At 33.9% G+C, this 26,114-nt stretch carries 17 protein-coding genes and 6 pseudogenes; 9 read left to right on the top strand and 14 right to left on the bottom strand.

Going from position 1 to position 26,114, the window contains the following annotated elements; all coding sequences use genetic code 11:
* Nucleotides 1–5: 5 nt before the first annotated feature.
* The 3 genes from tnpA to PSR14_RS30340 all read right to left on the bottom strand — a co-directional run bounded on the left by tnpA (nt 6) and on the right by PSR14_RS30340 (nt 3,648).
* The gene (gene tnpA, locus PSR14_RS30350; RefSeq protein ID WP_392355903.1) at nt 6–404 is read right to left on the bottom strand and encodes an IS200/IS605 family transposase; all 399 of its coding nucleotides are present in this window, start codon (nt 402–404) and stop codon (nt 6–8) included.
* Between the two features lie 688 nt (nt 405–1,092).
* Nucleotides 1,093–2,844 (bottom strand): hypothetical protein, encoded by a 1,752-nt coding sequence (locus tag PSR14_RS30345; RefSeq protein ID WP_262727044.1) that lies wholly within the window; start codon nt 2,842–2,844, stop codon nt 1,093–1,095.
* Nucleotides 2,845–3,021: 177 nt separating this feature from the next.
* Nucleotides 3,022–3,648 (bottom strand): hypothetical protein, encoded by a 627-nt coding sequence (locus tag PSR14_RS30340; protein ID WP_176543358.1) that lies wholly within the window; start codon nt 3,646–3,648, stop codon nt 3,022–3,024.
* A 243-nt stretch (nt 3,649–3,891) separates the two neighbouring features.
* On the opposite strand from PSR14_RS30340, the pseudogene PSR14_RS30335 reads away from it, so the two are divergent.
* Nucleotides 3,892–4,320, top strand: a pseudogene (locus tag PSR14_RS30335) (transposase); the annotation flags it as partial.
* A 126-nt stretch (nt 4,321–4,446) separates the two neighbouring features.
* Here the strand turns inward: PSR14_RS30335 and PSR14_RS30330 are convergent.
* Both PSR14_RS30330 and PSR14_RS30325 read right to left on the bottom strand, forming a co-directional pair.
* On the bottom strand, nt 4,447–5,445 hold the full coding sequence (locus tag PSR14_RS30330) for a hypothetical protein (RefSeq protein ID WP_098487632.1): 999 nt from the start codon (nt 5,443–5,445) through the stop codon (nt 4,447–4,449).
* A 501-nt stretch (nt 5,446–5,946) separates the two neighbouring features.
* Nucleotides 5,947–6,106, bottom strand: a pseudogene (locus PSR14_RS30325) (IS6 family transposase); the annotation flags it as partial.
* A gap of 432 nt (nt 6,107–6,538) precedes the next feature.
* Here PSR14_RS30325 and PSR14_RS30320 point away from each other — a divergent pair.
* From PSR14_RS30320 to PSR14_RS30310, 3 genes are all read left to right on the top strand, one after another.
* Nucleotides 6,539–7,096 (top strand): hypothetical protein, encoded by a 558-nt coding sequence (locus tag PSR14_RS30320; protein WP_277561490.1) that lies wholly within the window; start codon nt 6,539–6,541, stop codon nt 7,094–7,096.
* A gap of 40 nt (nt 7,097–7,136) precedes the next feature.
* The gene (locus PSR14_RS30315) at nt 7,137–7,601 is read left to right on the top strand and encodes a protease inhibitor I42 family protein (protein ID WP_257147392.1); all 465 of its coding nucleotides are present in this window, start codon (nt 7,137–7,139) and stop codon (nt 7,599–7,601) included.
* 365 nt (nt 7,602–7,966) lie between these two features.
* Nucleotides 7,967–8,290 (top strand): helix-turn-helix transcriptional regulator, encoded by a 324-nt coding sequence (locus PSR14_RS30310; protein ID WP_098213664.1) that lies wholly within the window; start codon nt 7,967–7,969, stop codon nt 8,288–8,290.
* A 173-nt stretch (nt 8,291–8,463) separates the two neighbouring features.
* Here the strand turns inward: PSR14_RS30310 and PSR14_RS30305 are convergent, their stop codons facing one another.
* From PSR14_RS30305 to PSR14_RS30295, 3 genes are all read right to left on the bottom strand, one after another.
* Nucleotides 8,464–9,069 carry an IS6 family transposase gene (locus PSR14_RS30305; protein ID WP_277505769.1) on the bottom strand — a complete coding sequence of 202 codons (606 nt, stop codon included), beginning with the start codon at nt 9,067–9,069 and terminating at the stop codon, nt 8,464–8,466.
* 96 nt (nt 9,070–9,165) lie between these two features.
* On the bottom strand, nt 9,166–10,878 hold the full coding sequence (locus tag PSR14_RS30300) for a DUF11 domain-containing protein (RefSeq protein WP_262727040.1): 1,713 nt from the start codon (nt 10,876–10,878) through the stop codon (nt 9,166–9,168).
* 125 nt (nt 10,879–11,003) lie between these two features.
* Entirely contained in the window at nt 11,004–11,585 is a 582-nt protein-coding gene (locus PSR14_RS30295; RefSeq protein WP_262727039.1) for a hypothetical protein, read from the bottom strand.
* 677 nt (nt 11,586–12,262) lie between these two features.
* Between PSR14_RS30295 and PSR14_RS30290 the strand changes: the two genes are divergently transcribed.
* Nucleotides 12,263–14,983, top strand: coding sequence for a collagenase (locus PSR14_RS30290; protein ID WP_262727038.1), 2,721 nt, complete (start codon nt 12,263–12,265; stop codon nt 14,981–14,983).
* A gap of 260 nt (nt 14,984–15,243) precedes the next feature.
* Nucleotides 15,244–15,669, top strand: coding sequence for a hypothetical protein (locus PSR14_RS30285; RefSeq protein WP_262727037.1), 426 nt, complete (start codon nt 15,244–15,246; stop codon nt 15,667–15,669).
* A gap of 1,091 nt (nt 15,670–16,760) precedes the next feature.
* On the opposite strand, the gene PSR14_RS30280 is transcribed toward PSR14_RS30285, so the two are convergent.
* The gene (locus tag PSR14_RS30280; protein WP_098213657.1) at nt 16,761–17,858 is read right to left on the bottom strand and encodes a GerAB/ArcD/ProY family transporter; all 1,098 of its coding nucleotides are present in this window, start codon (nt 17,856–17,858) and stop codon (nt 16,761–16,763) included.
* 303 nt (nt 17,859–18,161) lie between these two features.
* Here PSR14_RS30280 and PSR14_RS30275 point away from each other — a divergent pair, with 303 nt between their 5' ends.
* Nucleotides 18,162–19,277 carry an RNA-guided endonuclease InsQ/TnpB family protein gene (locus PSR14_RS30275; RefSeq protein ID WP_392355920.1) on the top strand — a complete coding sequence of 372 codons (1,116 nt, stop codon included), beginning with the start codon at nt 18,162–18,164 and terminating at the stop codon, nt 19,275–19,277.
* A 762-nt stretch (nt 19,278–20,039) separates the two neighbouring features.
* On the opposite strand, the gene PSR14_RS30270 is transcribed toward PSR14_RS30275, so the two are convergent.
* A complete protein-coding gene (locus tag PSR14_RS30270; RefSeq protein WP_392355900.1) occupies nt 20,040–20,234 on the bottom strand; it encodes a hypothetical protein in 195 nt (64 codons plus the stop codon).
* A 23-nt stretch (nt 20,235–20,257) separates the two neighbouring features.
* Nucleotides 20,258–20,730, bottom strand: a pseudogene (locus PSR14_RS30265) (HAD family acid phosphatase).
* A 379-nt stretch (nt 20,731–21,109) separates the two neighbouring features.
* On the opposite strand from PSR14_RS30265, the pseudogene PSR14_RS30260 reads away from it, so the two are divergent.
* Nucleotides 21,110–21,385 (top strand): annotated as a pseudogene (locus PSR14_RS30260) (IS3 family transposase); the annotation flags it as partial.
* A 79-nt stretch (nt 21,386–21,464) separates the two neighbouring features.
* Here PSR14_RS30260 and PSR14_RS30255 read toward each other — a convergent pair.
* The 3 genes and pseudogenes from PSR14_RS30255 to PSR14_RS30245 all read right to left on the bottom strand — a co-directional run bounded on the left by PSR14_RS30255 (nt 21,465) and on the right by PSR14_RS30245 (nt 24,332).
* Nucleotides 21,465–21,950, bottom strand: a complete 486-nt coding sequence (locus PSR14_RS30255; protein ID WP_262727232.1) for a hypothetical protein — start codon at nt 21,948–21,950, stop codon at nt 21,465–21,467.
* Between the two features lie 162 nt (nt 21,951–22,112).
* A pseudogene (locus PSR14_RS30250) lies at nt 22,113–22,852 on the bottom strand (IS6 family transposase).
* A 928-nt stretch (nt 22,853–23,780) separates the two neighbouring features.
* Nucleotides 23,781–24,332: a hypothetical protein gene (locus tag PSR14_RS30245; protein ID WP_098487540.1), complete on the bottom strand. Its 552-nt coding sequence runs from the start codon at nt 24,330–24,332 to the stop codon at nt 23,781–23,783.
* A 1,243-nt stretch (nt 24,333–25,575) separates the two neighbouring features.
* On the opposite strand from PSR14_RS30245, the pseudogene PSR14_RS30240 reads away from it, so the two are divergent.
* Nucleotides 25,576–25,949, top strand: a pseudogene (locus tag PSR14_RS30240) (IS6 family transposase); the annotation flags it as partial.
* Nucleotides 25,950–26,114: the final 165 nt, after the last annotated feature.

Raw genomic sequence — 26,114 nt, 5'->3', positions numbered from 1 at the left:
TCACCTCACTTTTCACTTTGATTTTCAATATATGTTTTTACTACGTCTATTGGCGAACCACCAGTAGTTAGCAAGCAAAAACTTCTTGACCAAAACATCTCTTTCCAAAATTTCTTTTTCACTTGTGGAAAGTCTCTTTTAATAAGTCGAGAACTTGCACTTTTATAAGCATTGATGAATTTTGTCATTTCTGTATTAGGGTGTGCCTTGAACAAAATATGAACATGGTCTACATCATGATTCCATTCAACTAATGTGATGTTATAGTTTTCAGATAGTCGAACAAACATATCTTTTGCATAGTCTGACATATCATCATCAAACACATTTCTTCTGTATTTCACGACCAACACAAGGTGATAATACAACAAGAATACTGAATGGTTATTACCATCTAATTTCATTTATATACCAACCTTTATCATTTATAAGACTGATTATATCAGAGGCAAAATAAAAAGGAAAACCTTTTGGCTACGCCAAACCGAAATTCATCTCCCACCTACCGTTGGGCTACGCCCTTCACACGCTTGAGGAAGGAGAATTCTTTCCGGAAATTCGTTAAAATATCATATGTATGTCGAAGGAATATATGATAGGTACTTCCAGTATGGATCAGACTCAGTTTTATATAATATGATTATAAAATTTTAAAAAACCCAAAGCTTAAAAGGGGAGTTTTGTATTAGATTAGAAGGGATAATCCAGAAGATAAAAAAGGAGATAACCGCCTATAATACTAAGATGCTCTGAATATATGGGGAGCATCTTAGTATAGTTACTGTGCAAGATTAAATATAGATGGCAGTAATACTAATTTAGGTATTCAGTTAAAAAGATTTATACGTATTCTCTGAAAGAGATAATTTATATAAAAAGCTCCTATTAGGCTGGTTTTAATACAAATATTTCACACATTTTGATGAATAAAAAAATCAAAATTTAAATGAGACTAATCAGTTTGTTCAAAAAACAAAAAAGTATTTATCAATCATTTGGATTTACAGTACAAAGAACCATGCCGATAGAACTCCACATTGCTATTTGAAATACATTATTTCCTTGTAATAGTATTTCTAAAATATTTGTTAACTAACATTTACATATTTTCACACGTGTTTGGTTACTTGTAACTATATTCGCTCCACAAAACATTGCCTCTGCACGATTAAAGATCCAACCGCTTGTATTTGGATTTACGACCACTTTAAATTGAATTATAGTTGTTGTTTCAATCGCTATATCTTTTATTAAAATACCGGTATTAAGATCTACATTTGATTGAGCAATTCCATCTATTGTAAGACTTCCAGAAATAAATGTCGTTTTAGGATCGATGGTATCTAATATATTTAATTCCTTTATGTCATCTGGACCATCATTAGTAATAGATAAAGTATATGTGATAGTATCACCACATTTAATAGCACCAACATCTGCTTCTTTTTCAAGTGTTAGATGAGCGTTAGTAATATATGTTGTTACATTATTGGATGAAATTTCATCAATATTATCGCCTTTAACTGTAGCGGTATTACTAATAATAGATGCGGTAGTATCTTCAATTTGAACTTGAAATGTTACTATTGAAACCTGATCGGGACAAATATCTCCAATTAGTATTCCATCAGTAGGACTACCTGAAATAGGAGTTCCATTTATTTTTATGCTATTAGGAATAAAAACAGTTCCATTTGGAATGGTATCGCGAAAAATAATATTTGTTGCAGATGACTCATTCTGATTTTGAATTTGAACTGTATAAGTTAATATATTTCCTGGACATGCAGTTTCAGCATCAACATGTTTATTTACTGTAAGGTCTAAACCTAAACTTATAAATTCAATAGCAAACCCTAGGACTGAGTAACCATCGCCAGCTGTTGTAAAACGTAACACCGCAGAAGACTGATTATTTGTCAGCCCACTAGAAGCATCAATATTTGTAATATCCCAGCCTTGTCTTCTAATAGGTTGACAATTGCCTCCTAAGGGCTGATTGAGAGTTCCAAAAGTTCCTGAGCTATCTAATTCTCCTTGATCGTTACAAATTTGAGACCCAAAAAAATTATTCACTGGATTTTGCGGGCCAGAAAGAGGAATAGTTGAACTCGCTGTTCCTCCTATACGAAGTTGATCTCCCTCTATACACGAATCTCCTTCTAATGCGGTCACTAACACTCTACCAGACACGGGGCCAGTAGGAGGAGTTTTGAATCCTGTAATTGTAACATCCGTTCCTCTTCCTTGGCTAGATATGTTTACAAATCCTACATATGTAGCCAAACTTTGAAGTGGCAGAGAAGAGTTTTTGTATACGACTTGTAGTGTCCATCCGAGTGTGCGATCGATTTGATTTCTAGCCATATATACACCGGGAACACTTGTAACAGTATAAGAGCCAGATTGTTCAGTGTTTATAATCTCCGTTATAATGGCGGAACGTAAATAGGAACCTTGTGTACCACCTATATATGTCTCCGCAGTATCTGGATCTTGAATAATAGAAAGTGTCTGTCCTGATGGTGTTATCAAGGTGATGGGGTCATTAACATATGCTGAAGAATCTTGCAAATCTGTTTTACATGTTCCCCCCCAGAGTAATTCGGCATATAAAATTTCACTTTCTGGAGGGATCGATAATATCGCACTTGAAGAATTTTGTTGCCAATCTTGTGTGGTTCCTTGTGGATAACCAGATACTTGTAGCGAAGTATTCACTGATGTAAAGATACCCAGTGTATCAATATTAGGTTCTGGTTGAACAGGACTTAATCCTAATGTATTTCCTGTAAATGTAATAGCTCCGTGGTCAATGGTATGAAAACGATTTACCAATGGCATAATTATTCTCCTTTTAAAAAATATATGTTATATGAATACATTTTTAGCTTTGTAGCTACATACATCTATTTAATAATGGATTTTAATTATAAATCTAATTAGAATCTTTTTTATTGGATATTTCTTTGTTTATAAGTTTCTTTTTATTGTATAAATATATATTGATTTTTAGAAAACTCAACAACCACCTTGCAGATTAAATGTTCCTTCAAATACACCAATACAATATTTATTATTACAAGAATTTCCTATACAAGAACATTGACCTGTCACGAGAGTTACTTGATTTAATACAGTAGAAAAAGAAGAATCTGGATTAATTGTATGGGAGTTTGTACCTGTTACGTCTGTGATAGTAATAATCATATTACAAGAAATACTTGTGTTTGTAACTGTAACCGATCCGTTATAACTTGGCGACGTTCCTGCCGAAAAAATAGGGAATGGGTTTCCATCACATAGATGACGAATTGGTAAACAAACCTCTTCTGTACGGCATTGTGGTTGATTCATTAGATCGATTACTTTTTTTAATTTTGAGTCTAAAAGCATTTCAGCTTTTATCGCAGAATCCAGCATATCCTGAACACTTTTATTTACATTGAGTAAGTCTGGTATTGTAGGACCTGGACCTGTTATCCCAGTTAGAGTTCCTAATGCGTATTGTAATTTTTCACCCTCTGCATTTATAATATGAGCTAATCCTAGTTCTTCTAGTGCAATAGAAGCCAATAATAAATTCAATGCATCATCTCGATCTATACTAATATTCGGAGTAATATTAGGTATATTTGCTTGAGACATACTTTCCTCTCCTCCCTTTCATATATCCCATCCAAAATTGTGAATTTCTAGATGTATATTTTGAATCTCAAATATCATATTCTGAATTTTTCGACTTGTTACACTTGTGTCCTTTACAAATAAACCAGTTCCTTATAATAAGCTCTATATATCCTGGTGGGTATTCTAACCTTCCTGCACAAATTCAAAAGAGAATAAATAAATTTAATCGTAATAGCATCACAGATAGCAAAATATTTTTTACAGAATAAATTTAAAAATGTAGAAGAAATGAACGTATTCGCTTGTCCGATGGGATGTATTTAAGAGTATGCGACAACGGATCGTGAAGGATATCGTCAATGCAAATAAAATCCAGAAGACTGCGCTGTTTGTCCGCTACGTGAAGTCTACTTTCCGAAGAAACAAAAAGGTATTACTCATCATATATGGGAGAAATATAAAGATATCGCTAGCAAAAACAAGCTCACATCTACAGGGAAAAGACTGTATACGTTGTTCAACTATAGAACGAAGCTTTGCGGATCCCAAAGAACTACATGATTACCGATATGACCGGTTTCGAGGGCTGAAGTCTGTCCAAATGCAAGCTTGTCATCACCACAACTTATAAAACATGAAAAAATAGCCCTCCATCTAACCAAAAAGGTTCCGGTGGCGGGCTATTTTTATAAAGTCTATGATTTTATATGGTTTTCTTTCAGTAAAATCAAAAAATATTCCAGAGTGTTGGAAACCCTAAAGGGTTTCACAACACTCTGGACAAAAGAACGCTAATTGGTGTTCTTTTGTTTTTCCTTAGATTCCAGCGCCTGGAGTCACAGCAAGATATAAAGTAGAATCATCATATTGGAAAGACTGTGCTCTTGTATCAAGAACTACTGTACCATTTGCTAAATCTTCTCTTAATTTTGCACTAGGATTCATTTTATATTTTGATCGTAATTGATACACGGCTGCTGCATATTTATCATATTGATACGAATCAGCAGCCTGCGGAATACCTAACGTCTGTGTATTGGTTACCTCACTAGAAACCGTAATTGTGTGCTCATAACTTGCCGTTAATTGAGAACTAAATTCTTCCGATGCTGCAGCTGGGAATATTCCTCCACCTTCAGTTAAAGACATTGTATATCCCAATGTCACTGCACCACCGATGGCATCTGCTGTTGTTAATCCTGATGTTACTGCTTGACTAAATGTATACGATGAATTTTTGGGTACCACACCGGAACCGATTTTACTAAAGAAAGTATCTCTTGTAGTAGTTGTCCCCTTAAAATAAGCATTAAACCTAGCATAATCAGGGTCGCCACTACTCATGGTACCGCTTAGCGGTGTTCTTTTTAAAGTCTTAGGGTCATATTTTCCTCTTGTAATAGTTCCATCATTATTTTTTTCTATATAAAGATTAGTAAGCTTTATATCTAAGGAAAAATAAAAGGGAGCTTTAGAAAAGTATAAAACCGAACCTATACTTCCATTTTCAGAATGAGTTGCACCTGTAATTGGAATAGCATCATTCGGATTTGATGAAAGTTGTGGATATGGAGCATCATTTGATTGCGCAGTTTGATTGTTTATAATACTCTCTTTATATATGGGCGTTTTTTTACCGTTTTTAATCAAATATCCTTGAATTGTACGGCCTTTCTGTACTACATTTTGTTGAACCGCTGTTTGTTTAGTGATTGTCGTTTTTTCAGCGGCAAATGTCATCGCAGGCGAGCAAAAAATTGAAGTACTTAACACTGCCATTGGAGCTAACGTTGCTAACCTTTTATAGGCTTTCATATGTATATCCCCCTCAAATAGTAGATTTGGTGAATTATTTTCTATGTTCACTATAAATATAAAATAAACTATACATGTAACACAGAAGAAAAAAGACCTTTTCAAAAGGACAAAAGTAATTTTAAGATATTTGCTATCATAAAAGTTAAAAAAGATAGGGCCTAGACATGGTTAATTTTACTCCTGTTGCAAAGTTTTCCAAAGGAAGTAATCTATACTTTCAAAAAAGAAAATAAGTAGAATTGTTGGTGAGATATTTTAAAAGAGAACAGCGCTATTTCTAGTTCTAGTGCAAATAAAGGATACATTCCAAAAAACAATGAAGAGTCCTACCGAAATCGTTCGTTACGCTGTTAATCCAAATAATTGATGAATGAATTGTTTTTGAGTTTGAACAGACTGATCTCGTAAATCAATCTGTTCTTTTTTCTCATATGCATGGCTTCTACTCTTGCAAAAATAAATGAGATTTAAGTCCTACTTCTTGACCGGGTCAATGGCCCAACGCATAATCGTTGTACGAGCCAGGAATATTCCCTCTTTCCTCCATCCTTTCTACCAAATCACGAAAATTGAGATTGTACCGTAGGTACCAGCGCACAGTTAACAAAATAATATCTGGTTGATAATGCTTCCATTTAAATAAAGTTTCCTTTTCCATACTAATCACACACCTTTTTAAGAATACTAGTATCAGTATGTCCAAGTTTGAGCGAGTATTTGCAAGCGGCCTGAAGTTTTTGCACCAGAGCCGGATAAACTGTAAGTGAGATGTGATAAGTATAATGATCTGAGGATTAGAATTACCGAATCAAAATAGCACTTATATATCCCAACCAATTAGTTAGATATACTATAATTCATTATATGAATTTTACATATACGGAAGAGATACAAAAGCTATTAGTTTAATAGGAACCTATTATCGTAACACTGCATGAATCTTTTTAACTATGCCCGACTGTACCAAACAATTAACAAGAGAAATAGTTGCCCACCTATATTTCTCAACCTACTCATTGTATAAATCACTACTTTTTTCTTATATACTAAACCTGTTCTTTCATTACCAAAAATAAGGAGGATGTTTTTCGTGAAAGTATTAAAAAACATAACAAGCCTTTTAGTAACAGGTGCGATTGGAGGAAGTAGCTTAGGAATGATACCACTCCATGCAAGTGCAGCCTCCATAAAAGCTGAGCAGATCTACATACAACCTTCTACAAATGAATGGAGCTCCCATTCATCAGGATACGGTCAAACACAATCCACGATGATGAAATGGAATTTAACAGTATCAGTAGACACGTTAGGGATAGCTGAAAAAATGAATGGTTTATTACAACATGCTACATTTCAAAATATAACAAGAGAAATGACAGATCAGACATTTATTTTTGCAAAGAACCGTTACAATGTGATGGTATTTACAGCAGATTCTAAATTTCAACATCATTTTCAAGGTATAAAATTCCATGCAAAGTTACATTATAACGGCACAAATTACAATGTGTATGTATTTGAAAATGGTACCTTCAATACATACAATCAGGAGGAAACAAAACCTTGGTCATGGGCTTATAAAGGGTGGTTACACAGCAATGCTACCGGATCTAACATTCAATTTTATTTGCCTAAACTAGGAGCATAAATATATTTCGTATCAAACGAAAATAGACAGGAGATATATGATGTGTACATATAAAAAGGTGATTTGTGGCGTACTAGGAATTACTTTGGCATTAGGATTTGGAGGTACGATTCCCAATACAGTGCAAGCAGAAACAGGTTTATCGTACAACAAGGAATGGAAACGTCCTACTATCATTACACAAGAAAACTACGGGGAACATGTTCACATATCTACAGGACAGTTCCTCTCTCTTTCTCTTGCTGAAAATCCAACGACCGGCTATCGCTGGACAACAACAAATATAAATCAACAAATTCCTTTAGTAGGTGAACATTTTCAACCTAGTAATACGCGAGACGGGACAGTAGGGAAACCTGGAGTTCACAAATTTCAGTTTAAAGCTATCGAACCTGGTGTCGTAAAGCTACAATTGAAAAAATGGCGCTCATGGGAAGGAGATTCTTCTATTATCGACACGTTCTATGTATGGATACATGTAGAAACACCTGAATCATCCGTTTAAAGTGATAGGGAGTTCTAAAATAAACCATGCTAAAAAAAGTATGGTTTATTTTTTTATGAGTACATAACCTACTACCACTGCTCGTTTCTCTTTCAATAAACGAGAGAATGTAACTCTTTGGCAATACAATTATTATTGGAAATATATGTATAATGATGAAGGTAGTAAATTCTTTGAATGATTAGGGGACGCTCTTAAGACATAAAAAAAATGATTTCAAATGCTATTATCAATACTTCCTGGATTTATATATCATCCGATACATCAAAGATACAAGTTATATTTTATTACTTTTTCAAACACATGTAATATTGTTATAACTTTTCCCTGGTATATAAGTATTCATTTTTAAGGAGATGTAGTTTATGTCAAAAACATTTCAAATGGATTCGACTAATTATGAGCAACATGCCGAAATATTAAAAGTTTTAGCTCATCCTATGCGCTTACTAATTGTACAAAAATTGATTACTATAGGTTCTTTAAATGTTTCTGAATTGCAAAACCTTATATATTTACCTCAATCCGTCGTATCAAAACACTTAAGTAAATTAAAAATCCCTAAAATTGTATCGCATGAACGGAAAGGTTTAGAAGTTTATTATAAAGTAATAGATAAAAAAATAATTGAGATTATACAGGTCTTAGGATTATTAAAAATATTTGATATTGATGAAGTAAACTGGTGAAATATTCTCGTTATTCTTGTTTTGTACGCAGATGATTCCGTAAGATATTTCTCAACCGGTTCTGTTGCAAAGTTTCTTAACAGAGAAAAAGTTGGTATGATTGCAGATAGATTTTATGCAATCGTTAATAATTGTTGTAATTCATTGTACGTCGAAAAAACGAAGTTTGGTTGTTACAAACTTCGTTTTCGTTTATATAGAGCATGAACGATTTCGATGCCTTTCAAGGTACGTGAAGCATGACGAATACTTTGAAATCCTGCGGATTTAGCAAAACGTCTTTTTACATGTCTATGATCTTGTTCGATGAGATTGTTCAAATGTTTGACTGTACAATGAGTTGTACGTTTATAAAATCCTTGTTCCTTTAATTTTTTGAATGCACAAAGTAATGCTGGTGCTTTATCTGTTGTTAGAACCGTTGGTTCTCCAAACGTTTTCACTAACCTTTTCATAAAGACATATGCAGCCTGATAATTCCGCTGTTTACGAAGTTGAATATCTAATGTGTACCCTTCTTTATCAATTGCACGGTACAGATAACACCATTCTCCTTTGACTTTTATATAGGTCTTATCCAATTTCCAAGATAGTTCTACGCTTTTATTTTTCTTCTGCCAAACCTGATAGATCAAGTGACCATATTCGTGAACCCAACGCATAATAGTTGTTGGATGAACTGAAACACCACGTTTTCTCAAAAGTTCAGAGACATCACGATAACTTAAGGAAAAACGACAGTAGTAGCCAACGGCTACCAAAATAATATCTTGTTTCAATTACTTTCCTTTAAAATATCTCATGTATAATTCTCCTCATTCTGTTTTGGAAAAGTTTAGCTTAGTTTTAAAAACTTTGCAACAGAACCCTTTTTATTATTGCACATTACATGGACATATTTTGACACGTGTTTGATTACTTGAAGTTGTAATACTGCAAGATACAACTTGTGCCGTATTATAAATCCATCCCTCTGCATTTGATACTAATTGTACTTGAAATTGAACGATTTTCGTTGTATGAGCTGGGAAATGCCAAATTAAAATACCTGTATTAGGATCTACTCCTGCTTGAGGAACGCCATCTACCGTTACGCTATTGGGGACAAACTTAGTTTTAGGATCAATCGGGTCCAATACTTCAATTTGATTCAAATCATCTGGTCCTTGATTAGTAATAGATATGGTATACGTAATGTTGCCGTTGCATTGGAGAGCACCTACATCTGCTTCTTTTTTAACTGTAAAATCTGCATGGATAATTGAAGTTGATACTTCATTTGAAACTGCATCAGCGGAGTTGTCTGCTGTAAAACGAGCTGTATTTGTAATTAGATCTGGAGGATTTGATCCGACTAGAACTTGAAATGTTACCGTTACAGTTTGTCCCGGAGTAATATTTCCAAGTGGAACTCCATCATTAGGGTTACCAGAATTCGGATTCCCATCCACTGTTACACTACCCGGAATTAAAGTTGTTCCGGGTGGAATAGTATCGTGGAAAACAGTATTGATGGCATTTAAAACAGACCCTTGGTTTTTCACCTTTACTGTATATGTCAAAACATCTCCTGCACAGGCCTTTGCTAAATCTACTGTTTTTTGACCGTCTATGATTAATATATCCAATTTGGCGCATGCACATCTTGCTCCGTCATAGTCTTTTATACCAGAAAGTGCTGTGGAAATCTTTACATATGATGCTTGATCCCCTGTAATTGTAATCATATAAACATTCCCACTATTATTACTATATGCAAATAAATTTCCATCAGAATCAAAAAATACTGCACCATATCCTGAACATGGATCAGTATCAGGTAATTGAGGTGTTGTAAAAATGGTAGTGGCTCCTGTGAGTGGATCAACTCTAACTACGTTACCTGTTGCGCCCTGAACGCCATATAATTGACCATCTGTTGGATTAAAACCCCAATCAATTACATGACTAATATCTTGACTCAATTGTACGCCAGATTGAGTTGCTTGAAAACCATTTGTTGGATCCACTAGTTGTAAATAAGTTGAGCGTGTAGAATCTACATCTACCACATAAAAAGTTAAATTTGGATACCCTACACCTGCATTTTCACAATTAGAACCAGGAGGTGTAGTTGGTGAATATATATAAAAATGTCCGTCACTATCTATATCTCCAGTTGCATAACCAATCTTCGAACCAGCAGCTGGGGCAGGAAGCCATGGAATATCAAATTGTTCTGTTGTTGGTGGCGTCGTGTTATGAATTTTTACAATTTTAGGGGGAACATCAGAACTTGCATTTCTCAAGGAATTATGATTAACTGCCCAAAGAGTGCCATCTTTTATACTGTAACCTAAAGAATTATAAATATTAGGACCTTCAAAGGGAGATGTCGGTTGAATTGGTCCTAGGTTGGCTGTGACTTCTCCCGTCACTAAACTCACTTTATATAATTCACCTACTTCTGAACTATTGTTTGCTGTTGCTACAATAAAACCGTTCGGGTCACATGCCCATTCTCCTTGTACAACTTGATTACAGTTCCATTCACCTGCTGCTTGGATAACCCCTAATTGAGTATGTTGTTCTTTAGTACTCTCTTCCATGAATTGTCTCTCCTTATTTGATATATTATCTTTAAATTATTTATTTTACAGATATACATGAATGCCAATAGATTGTTAACCCTTATTAAGAACTTAAATGAGTCTGTTAGCTTTTTATAGGCAAGTTAACAGCTACTTTCTACTTTAAACGTACCTTCAAATACGCCAATACAATATTGGTTTTGACAAAGAGTTGTTACACAATTACATTTTCCTGTAACTGACATTAATTGTTTTACAGAACTAGAAAAATCTGAATCTGGTTGAATTGTATAAGAATGAGTACCTGTTATATCTGTAACAGGTATCACTATATTCCAACGCAATCCGGTATTTGTTATCGTAATCGTTCCGTTGTATGCTGGTGAAATTCCTGTAGAAAAAATAGGAAATGTATTTTCATTACATATGTGGCGAATGGGTACACAAATATGTTCTGTGTGACATTGTGGTTGATTGATTAGACCCGTGACCATTTTTAATTTTGAGTCTAACAGCATTTCTGCTTTCATAACAGAATCTAACATACTTTTATTGACATTAAGTAAATCTTGCATGGAAGGACCTGGTCCTGTTCTTCCCGATAAAGTTCCTAAAACATATTGTAATTTTTCTCCCTCCGCATTTAGAATATGTGATAGTTCGAATTCTTCTAATGCAATGAATGCTAATAATAGATTCAGGCTATCATCACGATTTATACTCATACTAGGTATAATTAGCTATGAGACATAGTTGTCTCTTCTCTCGTTTCTATATGTTCTTACTCACAATACAGTTATTTCAATGACAACATTTTTATTTTTTCTTATACATCATATATACAAACCAATTAAAAGGTTCTGGTGCAAAAATCCCCAAATGCTTGAAATTTATTTTTCCAACTTAGCTATACTGGTAATATTACTTTAAAAGGTGTGTGATCAATATGGAAAAAGAAAACTTGTTTAAGCGGAAACATGATGGCTGTTTTTATCGCACACAATATCCAGCGATTTGAATAAAATATACTTCTCAATATGTTTCAGTTTGGAAACATATTCACCCTGCAAGATCGCGTCTTATTTTCACCGCTTTATATTTTTATATTTCTCAATATACTGGAAAAGGTTAAAAAAATGATTTGCCATATATAAGTACTGTTGGGATGATTTTAAAACAATAAACGATAAGCAAAAAGATCATACAAGTTAGATACCTTTATATTGGTGTCATCCCAACAATGCAAAAAAGGAAAAGGGAGGGATGTTTATGAAAACCATCTGTGTTTTTCATGAAGCATTTCCATAGTCCAACGATTTGGTTTCCATACTCTATGAAAAAATCTGAACCATCATGTGACAATCAGCTAGAATTTTTTTGATTTTTGAAATGGAGGAATTGGATGAAACGTATAAGTAAGATTATAATCATGTTGTTGTGTTGTACGATTTTAGGTTCCGTACATGTTGTACAGGCAAGTTCTATACAAGTTTCTAGCAAACTAATTATATCTAGTCCGGTTAGTAACGTGACGAATGGCATGCTTGGGAATGCATGGGTACCACCATCTAATCGGATCCCATATGGTTTCCATGTACATTCATCGAAAATAAAAAGAAAATATATGTCTCAAAAGCCTTTCCACAAACCCTATCCGTATACTTCAAATTTGTTCCTTACACCCTTTCAAATCGACCGATCGATTCAACCACCTGATGAGAAAATAAATTTTGCAACGCTCACTGCTACATCGGCCGCTCAACAAACATATACGATGGCACAATTACAAGCACTTAGCTATGAAAATCTTGTGCAAGTACTTTCGACTATACGTTGGAGTGACATTACGGATTTATTTCAATTTAATGCAGACTCTCTCGCATTCTATCAAGATCAAAATCGTGTCCAATTCTTAATTCGAGCATTAGAAAAAAGAGGAGCGACGTATACCGCAACCAATTCAAATGGAATAGAGACGTTCGTGGAAGTATTGCGTTCGGGATTCTATTTAGGATATTACCATAAAGAACTTGCCTATCTCAATGATCGTACGTTTCATGATACGTGCTTACCTGCTTTAAAAGCGATTGCAACCAATCCCGATTTTCGACTCGGGACAACAGAACAAGATCGAGTTATTGCTTCTTATGGAAGTTTGATTGGAAACGCATCCAGTAATTCGGAAATTATATCGTTAGCAATTCCTATTTTAGAACAGTTTAATCAAAACTTGTCAGTATATGCAAAAGAATATTCGAAGGGAACGGCTGTATACAGTCTCTTAAGTGGTATTGACTATGATCTTCAAACGTATTTGTACCAAACTGGTACATCACCTAACCAATCACCTTGGTATGGGAAAATAAACACGTTTATCAATGAGATTGGAAAAATGGCATTATACGGTCAAGTCAATGCCGACACGGGATGGATTATTAATAATGGAATTTATTATATAAGTAGAATGGGTGATTTTCATACCACGGCACAACAAGGGTTACAAATTATTACGAATGCCTTACAGGTGTATCCTTATTTAAGTGAAGCATATCTAACTGCCGCTCAACAAATTGACGAAAGATATAATGGAAGAGATTATAAAGGAAATCTGATTTCGTACAAGCAAATTCAAGAAGCAGGTAAGAAAAAATATATACCAAAAACTTACACATTTGATAACGGATCTATGATGATTCGAACGGGCCAACAAGTAACAGCGGAAAAAGTCCAAAAACTCTATTGGGCGTCTAAAGAAGTCCAATCCCAATTTTATCGGGTAGTGGGGTCGGATACGCCATTAGAGCAAGAACATCGCGATGATATTTTGACTATGGTGATTTATAATAATCCAGAAGAATATCGGTTGAATCGTTTATTATATGGGTATGACACGAATAATGGTGGGATTTATATTGAACAAGATGGAACCTTCTTTACGTACGAGCGAACGCCACAGGATAGTATCTATAGTTTAGAAGAGTTATTTCGTCATGAGTATACACACTATCTTCAAGGACGTTATCTCGTTCCAGGGTTATTTGGTGAAGGGGCGCTCTATGAAAATGAACGTTTAACTTGGTTTGAAGAGGGTGGTGCAGAATTTTTTGCTGGATCTACCCGTATCCATCAAGTTGTACCCAGAAAAACAATCGTTCAACAGTTAGCCGTGAATCCTTTGAATCGATACACCTTACAGCAGACTTTATACGCCACATATGGAAATTGGGAATTCTATAATTATGCGTTTGCCTTGCAGTCCTATCTGTATGCAAATCGATGGGATCTATTTTCTCAATTGCACCATATCATAAAAAATAATCAAGTCATACAATACGATCAATATCGTGAAACAGTAAGCAAAAGTCTTACACTAAATACAGCATACCAAAACTATATGCAACTGTTAATTGATCATCAAAAGGAGTATACCGTTCCAGCTGTTTCAGATGAGTATTTACAACAACCAACAGCGAAGCCTTTGACAGAGGTGCAAAAAGAAATCACCAAAATCATACCGCTTCAAAATACAAACATGACAGAACAACAATCCGACTTCTTTCATACGTTTACCTTACGAGGTACGTATACAGGCAAAAAGTCAGCAGATGTTGCGTCCGATTGGAGAAAACTAAATACGGTATTAGATACCATACTGCAACAGTTATCGACGAAACCTTGGAATGGCTATAAAACCGTGACAGCCTATTTTACAAACTACCGAGTCAATACGAATAAGCAAATAGAATGCGATATTGTTTTTCAAGGTATTGCAAATAATATAGTAGAATCCAAAGAACCAAATGAATCTATAAAAGATGCAACTCCACTACCTTTTCGAACAAATTTTATAGGTTACTTTGATGCAAATAATTCCTTAGATATGTATCAATTAAATGTGCAATCACCAAACAAATTGGCTATTGAGGTAATCAATCAAAATCAGATTCAAATGAATTGGGTCCTATACCACGAAAAAAACTTAAAAAATCCCGTGGCGTATGCTACATTTCAAGGACAAAGATTATTTGAAACGTATACGGCGCAACCAGGAAAATATTATTTGTATGTATATAGTTATGATAATCGAGCAGGTGGATATCAGGGGCTTGTGACAATAGAATAAAAAAGTTAGATTCGATATTCTTGTACAGTATGGGGGTATATCCATGCTGTTTTTTTAGTATTCTCGCCTTTTTATACATTTATTTCTCAACTTCAACGGATTGCATCTTTTTTACTCGTTTTATATGATTCACATAGAGTTTGCTTTAAATCATCTTACTGTTCGTTCCATTACCCGTTCTGCAGAAGGTAAAACATGTAATCTAATAAACTATATTCCATTTTGAATCATTGCATAATGAAAAATATAGGAGGGTTCTTATGAATAAAAGAATAAAATGGTGGAGTAGTTTGTTCATTTTGTTAGCCATAAATTCTCTACCGTGTATGTCTGCGCAAGCCGATCAGAGACAAGTGCAACATACATATAGTAAACACGATGAATATCTATATATGGGTACGACTTTTTTGCAGTTACAAGATATGTTTCAACAAAATGGAAACGTATATTACCGATTAGCGCCACCAGGTGCAATGGATGCACCAGCTCCAGTTGCATTACCACCTCATATTGGAGAAAAGTATCTGATCCGTCCAGATTCTTTGCAAGGATGGATCATTCAAACCTATATGAAGCAAAAGGAAGTTTTACCAGGAAGATGGGTACAAGAAAGAAAATTAGATTTTTATAATCAATTTAGACAGTATCAAGGAACTGCGTATCACCAATACACAGTTCCTCTATAAGAAGACAAATAAAATCGTTTATTTATCCAGTTCATATAAGAAACAATCTTATGATATTGTTCGATATATTACAATAAAAAATCCCTAATGGTTTCTATCCCTAAAATACAATCAAAAGTGGCGGGTTATTTTTTGATACTTAATGGTGGAATGGAACATGTATCTATGCAGCAAAGATTATTGGAATTAGAAATGCTACAAAACAGAAAGAACAAGAGAAAAAGAAGAGAACACCGTCCAGGTGAGGTTTATAATAGACATATTCACACACGAGGTTACCATACCCCGAATTGATGTTAAAGGAATGTAGCATTATTTATTTTCTCTTTTTTATAGACCATAAAAACTTTTTGCAGATACAGTACACACAAACTGATTTAATACCTAGAACAAATTTAAACCACCTTAACTAAACAAAAAAATATGCTTCTTTCAAAAAGACTCAAATTTCTGAATATTTACTTTTCATTCACTTTCTATCGTGATATGATGTTTCCAACCCTTTTGCACGACAAAATTTGACACATTTCGCAAACGAAAAGGGAAAAGAGGAGGAATATAAGTATGAAGCGGTATAAGATAATCATTGCTACAACTTTAGCAGCAATGTTAGTAACAGGTTCATCCACATTCGCATTTGCTGCGGAAAAAGAAACGACTCCGTAACAAGTACAAGCAGCCCATGTATTTTCATCAAACTTTATTGAACAAACGCAAAGTCTAGATGATCAGGTCTATTATCGTTTTGTAAAAGAAAATGGGGTAATCAAAAATTTAGAAATTAAAATCGATCGTGGTGGATGGACAAAAATTACAGCACCTATCGGTGCAATTATTGCTCAATATTTTGGTGTTCCCATTACTCCAGATCTTTTATCACAAATTGACCAACAATTAGGAGCCCTAACGGACGGAAAATGGGAATACACTTCAGAAGCGATTGTTGCCGCAATTGGTTTATATGTAGAATAAAGGGTGCATATAATGTGCATCACACCGGTCTTCTTGATTTTTATCATACGTAATAATTTTTGTATACACCGATGGAAATATACATACTTTTTTAGAATATTCCAAAAGAAGGAGAATACTTATAATGGATTCTCCTTCTTTTGATACTGTACTTTTAAACAAAGTAACAAAAAGAGTATAGGAATATAGATATAGATTAAATAAAATGTAAAACGTGAAGTTTGTGTAATAAATGTATTAATACTATGCCGATCTTGGAGCAAACAGACAATCATACTATTCATACTTAACAGAATCAGTAACGTATATTTTTGACGAATCTTCGCTATTTCTCGAATACCCCGTGTACAAGCCCAAAGAGGTAACATCATACTTGTAACCATCTGCCATGCATACGCTGATACCATCAGGTATTCAAATCTTTGTAGAAACGGAAAAGTAATCACTTGAGAAAGTGACAGTTGAGACCAAATAAGATGCGAAAGTTGCTTTTCGCTAAAACAGGCTAATGCCGAAATGATAGACAAAACATATAACAAATTCGAAAACAACAAACCATATTGTGCAAATTTATGAGATTCTTTAGGAGCACGAAGAAAAGGATAAATCATAAGAATGATTTCAGAACCTGCCATCGTATAAATAGATTTTTGCATCGCATCCGCAATATCCAAATAAGAATGATTCAAAATCGGTGAAAAAACATCCCAATGTCCATATACTATCACGCAGTATACACAGAGAATTGCATAAAATATAGATATAAAAATAGAGACAATACAGACGGCGGTCATCACTTGAAATCCTGATGAAATAATGTAATACACTAAAACAGACAAAATAATTGCAAGTATAAGAGTAGAAGCAGTAGGAAACATCCATACTTGCACGATTTCAATATAAGTTCGTAAGATAGAGATACTTACAATCAAAAAATAAACAAAAAATACCAAGTTCAAACCTGTTCCAATAAACCTGCCAAACATATACCTCTGAAGTTCTAAAATACTTCCTTGAACCCAAGATAGCATACGATACATCATCCACATTAAAATATGTAAGAAAATACTCGCCAGTACGACGCCAATCCAAGCATCATATCCGGCTTTTTTAGCGACAATTCTAGCAAACCCCAGTACACCAGCTCCAAATTGCGCACTATGTATTAAAAAGAAAACATAAATTGGAGATACTTGATAGGCCTGGTTAATCTTCATTTTTTTCTACTCCCACTGTATGGTATGTGATAAAAATAAAACAATATCCACGTTACAAAAAATACATAATTTCATCTAAAATCGGCAAGGATACCCCCTACTTCAATCGTGCGAAGGGCGATAGCCCAACGATAAGTGGGGGAGGAATTGCCGGCAGATACGGTATGGTACGTTAAAAATCCTAAGATTCTGTACCATATCAAGTATCTGAAACTTCCACTTTGCCTCCTACTTTCTCTACTTAAGTTGTTTGCTTTCACTAAAAATCTGTTACAATTTAATTAGTGAAAGGCGGTGAAAATAATGCCTACAATTACTGCAAAAATACAAATCCATGTTTCCGATAATCAAGCTGAAAGTCTAAAGATAACAACGAACGCTTACCGCAAGGCTTGTAATTGGTTATCAAAACACATATTTGAAACAAAGAACCTTAATCAAGTAAATCTCAATAACTTATATTATTCTCATTTGCGAAATCACTTTAGGTTAAAAAGTCAAATGGCTCAATCTGTGATGAAAACTGTAATTGCTCGTTACAAGTCGGCTAAATCAAATGGACATGAATGGTCTTTGATTGACTTCAAACTTGCAGAATATGATTTAATCTGGAATCGAGATTATTCACTAACCAAAAACCAATTTAGTGTAAACACGCTTGAAGGTCGCCTAAAACTAAATTATGAGCGTAAGGCTATGAAGAAATACTTCAACAGCACTTGGAAATTTGGTACTGCTAAATTAGTGCATAAGTACAAAAAGTGGTTCTTACATATCCCGATGACAAAAGAGTACCAAACATTAGATTTCGCAGATGTAAACAACATCGTTGGTGTTGATTTAGGAATCAACTTCCTTGCAACCACTTATGATAGTCAGGGCAAAACAACCTTCTACAACGGAAATATTGTTAAACATAAGCGTGGTAAATTTAAAGCTACTCGTAAGCAATTACAAACACGACAAACACCATCTTCTCGTAAGAAAATAAAACAAATTGGCTCAAGAGAAAACCGTTATGTAACTGATGTAAACCATCAAATTACAAAGGCACTCGTTGAGGCATACCCTAGAGGTACTATGTTTGTTTTAGAAGACTTAACAGGGGTTCGTTCTGCGACAGAGAAAGTACGAGTGAAAAACCGCTATGTTTCTGTATCTTGGGCTTTCTATCAGTTCCGTCAAATGCTTGAGTATAAAGCTGAATTGAATGGACAAAAGGTAATTGTGGTAGACCCCAAATATACTTCCCAAACTTGCCCTAAGTGCGGAAACATTGAAAAAGCGAATCGTAATAAAAAGTTACACACTTTTAAGTGTAAAAATTGCCAATACCAATCAAATGATGACCGTATTGGTGCGATGAATCTACACCGTAAGGGAATTAAGCATACCAGTGTAGTTACCACAGGAGTATAGCTCTTGTGGTAGGGGCGAAGTCAACCGTCCTTATGCTCCACCATACTAAGGTAGGAGAGCATTGCTCGTTCGTACTACTGGGTAGGAATAAGCGTAGTTGCTCTCTATGAGGGTAGAAGCACTGTCGAACTCCGACAGACGCAAGCCCCCACTTCAAACGACCCGTAAGGGTGTTAAGTGGCGGGTTGTTGACATCTACTCCTTATGCTAATAATTGGTATGTATAGTAGCATGTGTGATTTGAATCGTAATTATGTAAGAGAATAGAAATATGACTAAACTTAGGGTTTCTATAATAAAAATGGATTAGTTTTATTTGTCACCTATCCCATGTAGCCCATGTAAAGGGATTAAAAGTAAAACATATAAGAATGAGATACAGAAACAATCTCATGAAAAGTATATATTTCATATAAGTTGTATCTTGGAAATCACTAAAAAGCATAATACCGACAATGGTAATCAACATAGTAAATAATAAAACGATTAGATGCAAATAGAGCGTTTTTTTGATGACATAGATGAAGTAGCAAAAAAGCAATAAAATTAGATTTATACATACAAGGATTCCTTTTTCAAAAATGTACACAAAACATTGACGAATTGTAGCGAATCTATATAGATTTCGTACGAAGGATGCCGAATCAAACGTTTGTTTAAAATGTTAAAATTAGGATATAGGATGTTATTGTTGATATATAAGTAATTCATTATCAAGGGAATTCCCTTGATAGGCAGTATGTATTCGACATATGTTGCAATCTAATTATGGGATAGTAATGCATCTTTACGAAGTTTGTCTTTTTCAATATCTGACTTTTTGCAGTCGTATTGATATAAATCGGATTCCCAATCCCCATACATCGGATTCAGGAACACAATAGATTTCTCATCAAATCCCGTAAAATCAGGTAAATTATCTCCAAAAAATAGAACAATATCATGTTCTGTCGCCACTTTTTTCTTCGCTCTTCTTTTCCTTACAATAAGACATGTTCCTGATCAACTTGCGGGATATTCAGTTTCTGTAAGTTTTGTAAAGTGGCATCTAACTGACCTTGTTTACGATTGGAAATGTAGTAAAGCGCTACACCTTTTTGGCGTATTGTAAAAAGAAATCGGCGCCAGGGAGGGTATCTGCCTTTGCTTGTTGAATCCATTCCTCCCATTTATAGGGGAACCCTTTCTTCTCTTTTACTATCATGGCTTGATACGGACTATTATCCACGACCGTTTCATCTAGATCTAAAACGATGGCAGTTTTTTTCTCGGTACCTTTGGCAAGTGCCACGTCTAATTTCATCTTTCCTATATTATACCCTTGACGATAGAGCGCTTTGACTTCTCCAGCTGTTTGATACCAAGTGTTTGTTTTGATTGTGTTTCTGGCGACTGGAACCCCATAAGAGACAGTGAGAACAGCGTTAGAGCTATACTTGGTTTCAAAATACAATCCTCTTTTATGAGAAACAACTTTAATTTTATCCTTTTTAAAGGGGGAAAAGTGAGTTTTAAATTTTAATGATATGAAAATTATCCACAATCATTTTAAGGGCGATTATAAGGGCACTGTCCCATATTAAATCACCAAGGTTGTTTAGTATTATATATAAATTCAAAACGTTTGTAGATGAATCTGAACGGTTTGTTCAAAATGTAATCGACTATATTTGGTTTGAAAAACTATTATTACGTCATTTATTGGTTTTTACAAACATAACCAAAACTGTAATCCACACAAATGTATACTAAAAACTCCGTTATTACGTGTATGATAAAGCGAAGATACAAAGAACAAAGATTTCAAATAAGGAGATAAATTAAGATAGAGATGGCATTATCAAATGAGACAATACGTCCGTACACTTGAATCAAGAGCTATTGTACAGAGTATGTCTCGAAAAGGTAACTGTTACGACAACACAGTAATAGAAAATTTCTTTGGGATTATGAAATCGGAGTTCCTCTACATAAAAGAATTTGAAAATGTAGAGCACTTTAAAATAGAATTAGAAAAATATATAGATTATTATAATACGAAACGGATTAAGGCAAAATTAAAAATGAGCCCGGTACAATACCGGACTCATTTGGATCAAGCTACCTAATGAAATAACCGTGTCTAACTTTTTGGGGGCACTTCAAAGTCTGTTTGTTCTTTTCTTTCACTTGATTTATGCGACAGGACTATCTTCCAAGGATAGTAATAAATGCACTTCCTTCACATTCACCACGACCGGGTCTGCCATGTCCGTCTCGATCACACTCTAATTCTACATAATAATCTCCTCTTTGGAATCTTTCATTAAACATTTTTGTTGCATTCCTATTAACTGTACCCCGTTCAATTACCACGGCTCTATCAGGGCCTCTACCATTTCTCTCCATTTTGTATAATTTGTACGCTAAATTATTGAACCTTGACTCATTCATGATTTTAAATTGCACATGATTTCTTCTTTCGTCCAAATTAAAAATAGGTGACTGACTAGAACTTTGGCCACGTTGTAATTTTACCATGTAATCAAAGCGGTCCGGACGTTGCCAGTTTTGTAACATCGCCTGTTGAGTTGACACCTTAGTTTGTACAGTGGAAGCTTGTGCATCAATCGTAGGCACAAGTAATCCTCCAGTTACGAATACCGTTGAAACTACACCCATAATACGTTTCAAACTCATCACTCCTATAAATAGAATATGTACGAATACATTGTATAATGGATTCCTCTCGATGGTAAGCGCCTCATTTATTTCTCAATAGGAACTCTTTTGACTCATAAGTTGCTGAACCTAAATGTTTTATTCTGCAAATGAAGGGTTCTAATTTTTTTCTTCTTAATTTGTAAGGTTCTGGTGCAAATAAAGGGTACATTCCAAAAAACAATGAGAATTCCTACCGGAATTGTTCTTTACGTTGTTAATCCAAATAATTGATGAATGAATTGTTTTTGAGTTTGAACAGACTGATCCCGTAAATCAATCTGTTCTTTTTTTCTCATATGCACGGCTTCTACTCTTGCAAGAATACATGTAGCTGTGCGAAAAGATTTAAGTCCTAACATAGAGTGTATACGTCTTTTCATGAAACGATGGTCTTGTTCTACGATGTTATTTCGATATTTTATCTGCCTGATTTGAATGCCTAACGGCATTTTTTTCTCCTTCTTCAACCCGCTAATAGCAATGGGATAGGCGGGATTTTTCTCAACTGTGATTACACGAGATTTTGAAACATGAAAAGACCGCAAAGCCTTCTTGAAAAATCGCTTTGCAGCCGTATGGTTTCTAGATTTACTGAGATAAACATTAATCGTGTTCTCTTCAGAAGTAATGGCACGATATAGGTACATCCATTGTCTTTTTACTTTTATGTACGTTTCATCTACTCTCCAGGAGTCATTCGTTTGTTTGAGGTGACGGTGAATTCATTTATCTAATTCAGATGCATATTGATGGATCTGAATTAGATAAATGTAGCATGAATCAAGAATAATCGTTGTTCTTACATTATTTCCACCAAATCAGAAAAGCTAAGATTGTACCGTAAGATACCAACGTACAGTTAACAACATCATATCGGGCTAATAGTGCTTTCATTCAACCAAATTTTTCTTTTTCATACTAATAACGCACCTTTTATAGTACCAGTATAGCCTTATAAAAGGTGCTACAGAAAAAAGGACTAAAACATTTTATGTTGTAGCGTGCAAAAGTTCGCTTGTTAAATTTAGGATTTCAGTAAACTTGTACCATTAAATTTGTAAAATGAGAGAAACATAAAATAAATTTTTCTTATAAGAATGTGATTCAAATTAGGGTGTAGCGTTAAAATTGCATAATTTACTCCCTCTCAATACATAACATCCACTTTTCATGTTTGATACCAACAAATCATCTGGTACCTTATTTTTTAAAATGTATTCGAATTTAAATTGAGAAAGTTAGAATTGAAATTCCAAGAAAGAACGTTTGATTTATTATAATACATGTGTATAAAATTGAGAATTACTAGAAGGATGATAAAACCGTTGTGAATCATAAAAAATATCGAATTTGTATGGAAGATAAATAACTAGGAAGATTTCTATGCATAAAAATAAACATGTTTTTTTAACAAAATTTAAGGAAATAGTCATACTCCTTTCTTCATTAGAGTTATATATAATTGGAATCAGGTACAGTAAAGGACTTTGTATCTTGCATTGCAAAAAGCTATCAGAAATGAAACGATTCTAGAACCTATGGAACCTATAAATTAAGAAATAGCCTATTCAACATGCACTTCCCTTTTATAAAACCATACAATCCTACAAAGAGGAATGTTTCATCAAGAATCCACATTATTATACGCAAAGCCTTCTTCTCATCAAATTTGTGGCCAATTAAAACATGCCATTGTGAAAAAAGTACTTTATTCATTGTAAAAATTAGAAATGCTAAAAAAGTTGATTATTACCTGACTCATAGCATTAGATCCAGTAAGTCTTTAAATATTAATTCCCTCTATGTATCAGCAGATATAAATATCCAGTAATTATCGATAGTGACATTAGAATGCCTTTTTGTTTGAGCTTGAATCCATTTTCTTTTATGTCTGGTGATTGTTCTCCAGTAATTCGACGAATTTACCGCCGTTATTGTTGTACATATATTTTCAGATAAAGCTTGTATATGCCAACAAGTCGCATTTTCTCGTGTATCAAGATAAAGATATAGGCGACCAAGAGTGTTTTGAGTTATATAGTCATCCCCCTCTTTTGAAGACTGCCCCATCTTTATTCTAAAACCATAATCTAGACTACCAAAACCGATGGTGACTTTTTCTAACGTAATACTATTACCTATCTCTCCATCATTTGTTAATCGAATAAAATCTTTTTGTATTAAATCGGATCCTTCTTTATTTTCAATTGCAATCGATTGATTTAGTGAAAAATGACGGAGATAATAAGGTGTATTTTCAAGAAGAAAATCTCTCCCAACAATTTTATTTTTCATACGTAAGAACGTATTTAATTCTGATGAGCTATTAGTTGAAATAATGTCTTGTATCATAAAGTCTATCACCACCTACTTCATACTATTTTTTATTGTTCACATAAAAAATAGTCATTTTCCGCTTATAGTACTATTAAGGGGGAAATCAATGTGAATTAAGAGATTGAAGTGTATATTAAATTTTATTAACGAAACACACCCATTCCACATTTAAAGCCCTATAATTCGAAACACACGAACGATGAGTATTTGGCTTGATTTTTTAAGATTCATGTAGATATACTCCCCCTTAAAATCTAATCTGAGGGTCTACAAACAAGCTGATAACACGAAAAATTGGTTTGTATAACAAAACAATTTTACTTTTTAGTTATAAAAACATTTGATTTTAGCGAATATATTTTTCCTCGGAACCATAACAATTACACATTCATATCAATATCTAATTAGTATCTTATGATAAGTTCTATTAAAAGTGTACTCAGAAAAAGAATGAAATAAATGAGAATCCCTATTAAAATGATAGACGGGAAATGTTTATCTTCAGTTTGGTTTATAAACACTAGATTTCCTAATAGAGCTAATAAACTAATGGATAAGACAAGTATAGGATGAAGTCGTAATGTATCTCTTACTATATAAGCGATATAGGACACGATTGCTATAAATATGAAAATAAAAGATAAGGTATTTGAATTATACTTCATAATTTCACCTCCAAACATATTGGAAAAAATATAAAGCTATGTGAAAAATGCAGAAAATCCGAATAGATTTTATCTATATATTGGCGAATATATAGATTGTGTATAATTATTTACCAGTAAAATGAGTTCCTGAACAAATTTGACGTAATCGCTAAACTCTAAAGTTAAATAATCATAATAAACAAACATTTAGATATATAAAATTGTTATTAAAAACACCATGAGCAGAAACTTTATAGTGTTAAGATAACGTTGTATAGGAATTTATACGTTTTTATTTTACAAGAAATTTATTTTATGAGTATTGAGAAATATTTTTCATGTGAGTATTTTGTATAGAATCAAACTTCTAAAATCATTACTTGTAGTTTAAATGTAGTAAACAATCAAATGAACAGATCCTGACTACAATAAGATCCTATCTAACCATTTTAATTTTGGACATACTAATAGTATGTAGTCAGTATAAAAGACGAAAATGTGTTCAAATAGGATCATGTTATGAACCAGCTCTCATTTTATTAACAATACGATAGTACAACTTAAGGTTCTGAGATTTAGTGGAAATAAGGGTGAACATGGAGCGTTTTTAGCTTATACAACAATTAATTATTCGTTGGGCTCATCAATATGGATCAGAGTTAGATAAACGAATCTGCCGCCGCTATCTTAAGTAAACAAATGATTCATGGAGAGCAGATGACACGTACATAAAAATAAAGAAACAACATTACTGTTGATTTGAATAAATCTAGAAATGAAAAGACTGCTGTTTTCGAAGAAAGCTTTGCAGCCTTTTCATTTTTCCTAATCTTATGTAATCATAGTCGATAAAAATTCTGCTTATTAGCTTGCTATTACGTGATTAAAGCAAGCTAATAAGATACCGTTAGGCATTCAAATCAGACAGACAAAATATCGAAATAGTAGCATGGCGCAAGACCAACATTTCAGAAAAAAATATATATCTATATTAAAACTTAAATCTTTTCTAGTACAATACTTCTATGCGTAAAAAAGGAACAGGTCAATTTGCGGAGTCAATCTGGTTCAAAGCGCCAAAACCATAACTAGTTTTTCATTTATCAAAGGACATTTTTGAAATTAAAAACTCAGCTTTAATGTATATAAT

The organism is Bacillus sp. A01H, assembly GCF_045277205.1.
Taxonomy (GTDB): domain Bacteria; phylum Bacillota; class Bacilli; order Bacillales; family Bacillaceae_G; genus Bacillus_A; species Bacillus_A paranthracis.
The sequence above is the reverse complement of the archived record's forward strand: the minus strand, read 5'-3'. Positions and strand labels throughout refer to the sequence as shown.

Excerpts from the sequence above, each read along its gene's own strand:
- tnpA (WP_392355903.1), bottom strand. The coding sequence starts at position 404 with ATGAAATTAGATGGTAATAACCATTCAGTATTCTTGTTGTATTATCAC.
- PSR14_RS30345 (WP_262727044.1), bottom strand. The coding sequence starts at position 2,844 with ATGCCATTGGTAAATCGTTTTCATACCATTGACCACGGAGCTATTACA.
- PSR14_RS30340 (WP_176543358.1), bottom strand. The coding sequence starts at position 3,648 with ATGTCTCAAGCAAATATACCTAATATTACTCCGAATATTAGTATAGAT.
- PSR14_RS30330 (WP_098487632.1), bottom strand. The coding sequence starts at position 5,445 with ATGAAAGCCTATAAAAGGTTAGCAACGTTAGCTCCAATGGCAGTGTTA.
- PSR14_RS30315 (WP_257147392.1), top strand. The coding sequence starts at position 7,137 with ATGTGTACATATAAAAAGGTGATTTGTGGCGTACTAGGAATTACTTTG.
- PSR14_RS30310 (WP_098213664.1), top strand. The coding sequence starts at position 7,967 with ATGTCAAAAACATTTCAAATGGATTCGACTAATTATGAGCAACATGCC.
- PSR14_RS30300 (WP_262727040.1), bottom strand. The coding sequence starts at position 10,878 with ATGGAAGAGAGTACTAAAGAACAACATACTCAATTAGGGGTTATCCAA.
- PSR14_RS30295 (WP_262727039.1), bottom strand. The coding sequence starts at position 11,585 with ATGAGTATAAATCGTGATGATAGCCTGAATCTATTATTAGCATTCATT.
- PSR14_RS30290 (WP_262727038.1), top strand. The coding sequence starts at position 12,263 with ATGAAACGTATAAGTAAGATTATAATCATGTTGTTGTGTTGTACGATT.
- PSR14_RS30285 (WP_262727037.1), top strand. The coding sequence starts at position 15,244 with ATGAATAAAAGAATAAAATGGTGGAGTAGTTTGTTCATTTTGTTAGCC.
- PSR14_RS30280 (WP_098213657.1), bottom strand. The coding sequence starts at position 17,858 with ATGAAGATTAACCAGGCCTATCAAGTATCTCCAATTTATGTTTTCTTT.
- PSR14_RS30275 (WP_392355920.1), top strand. The coding sequence starts at position 18,162 with ATGCCTACAATTACTGCAAAAATACAAATCCATGTTTCCGATAATCAA.
- PSR14_RS30245 (WP_098487540.1), bottom strand. The coding sequence starts at position 24,332 with ATGATACAAGACATTATTTCAACTAATAGCTCATCAGAATTAAATACG.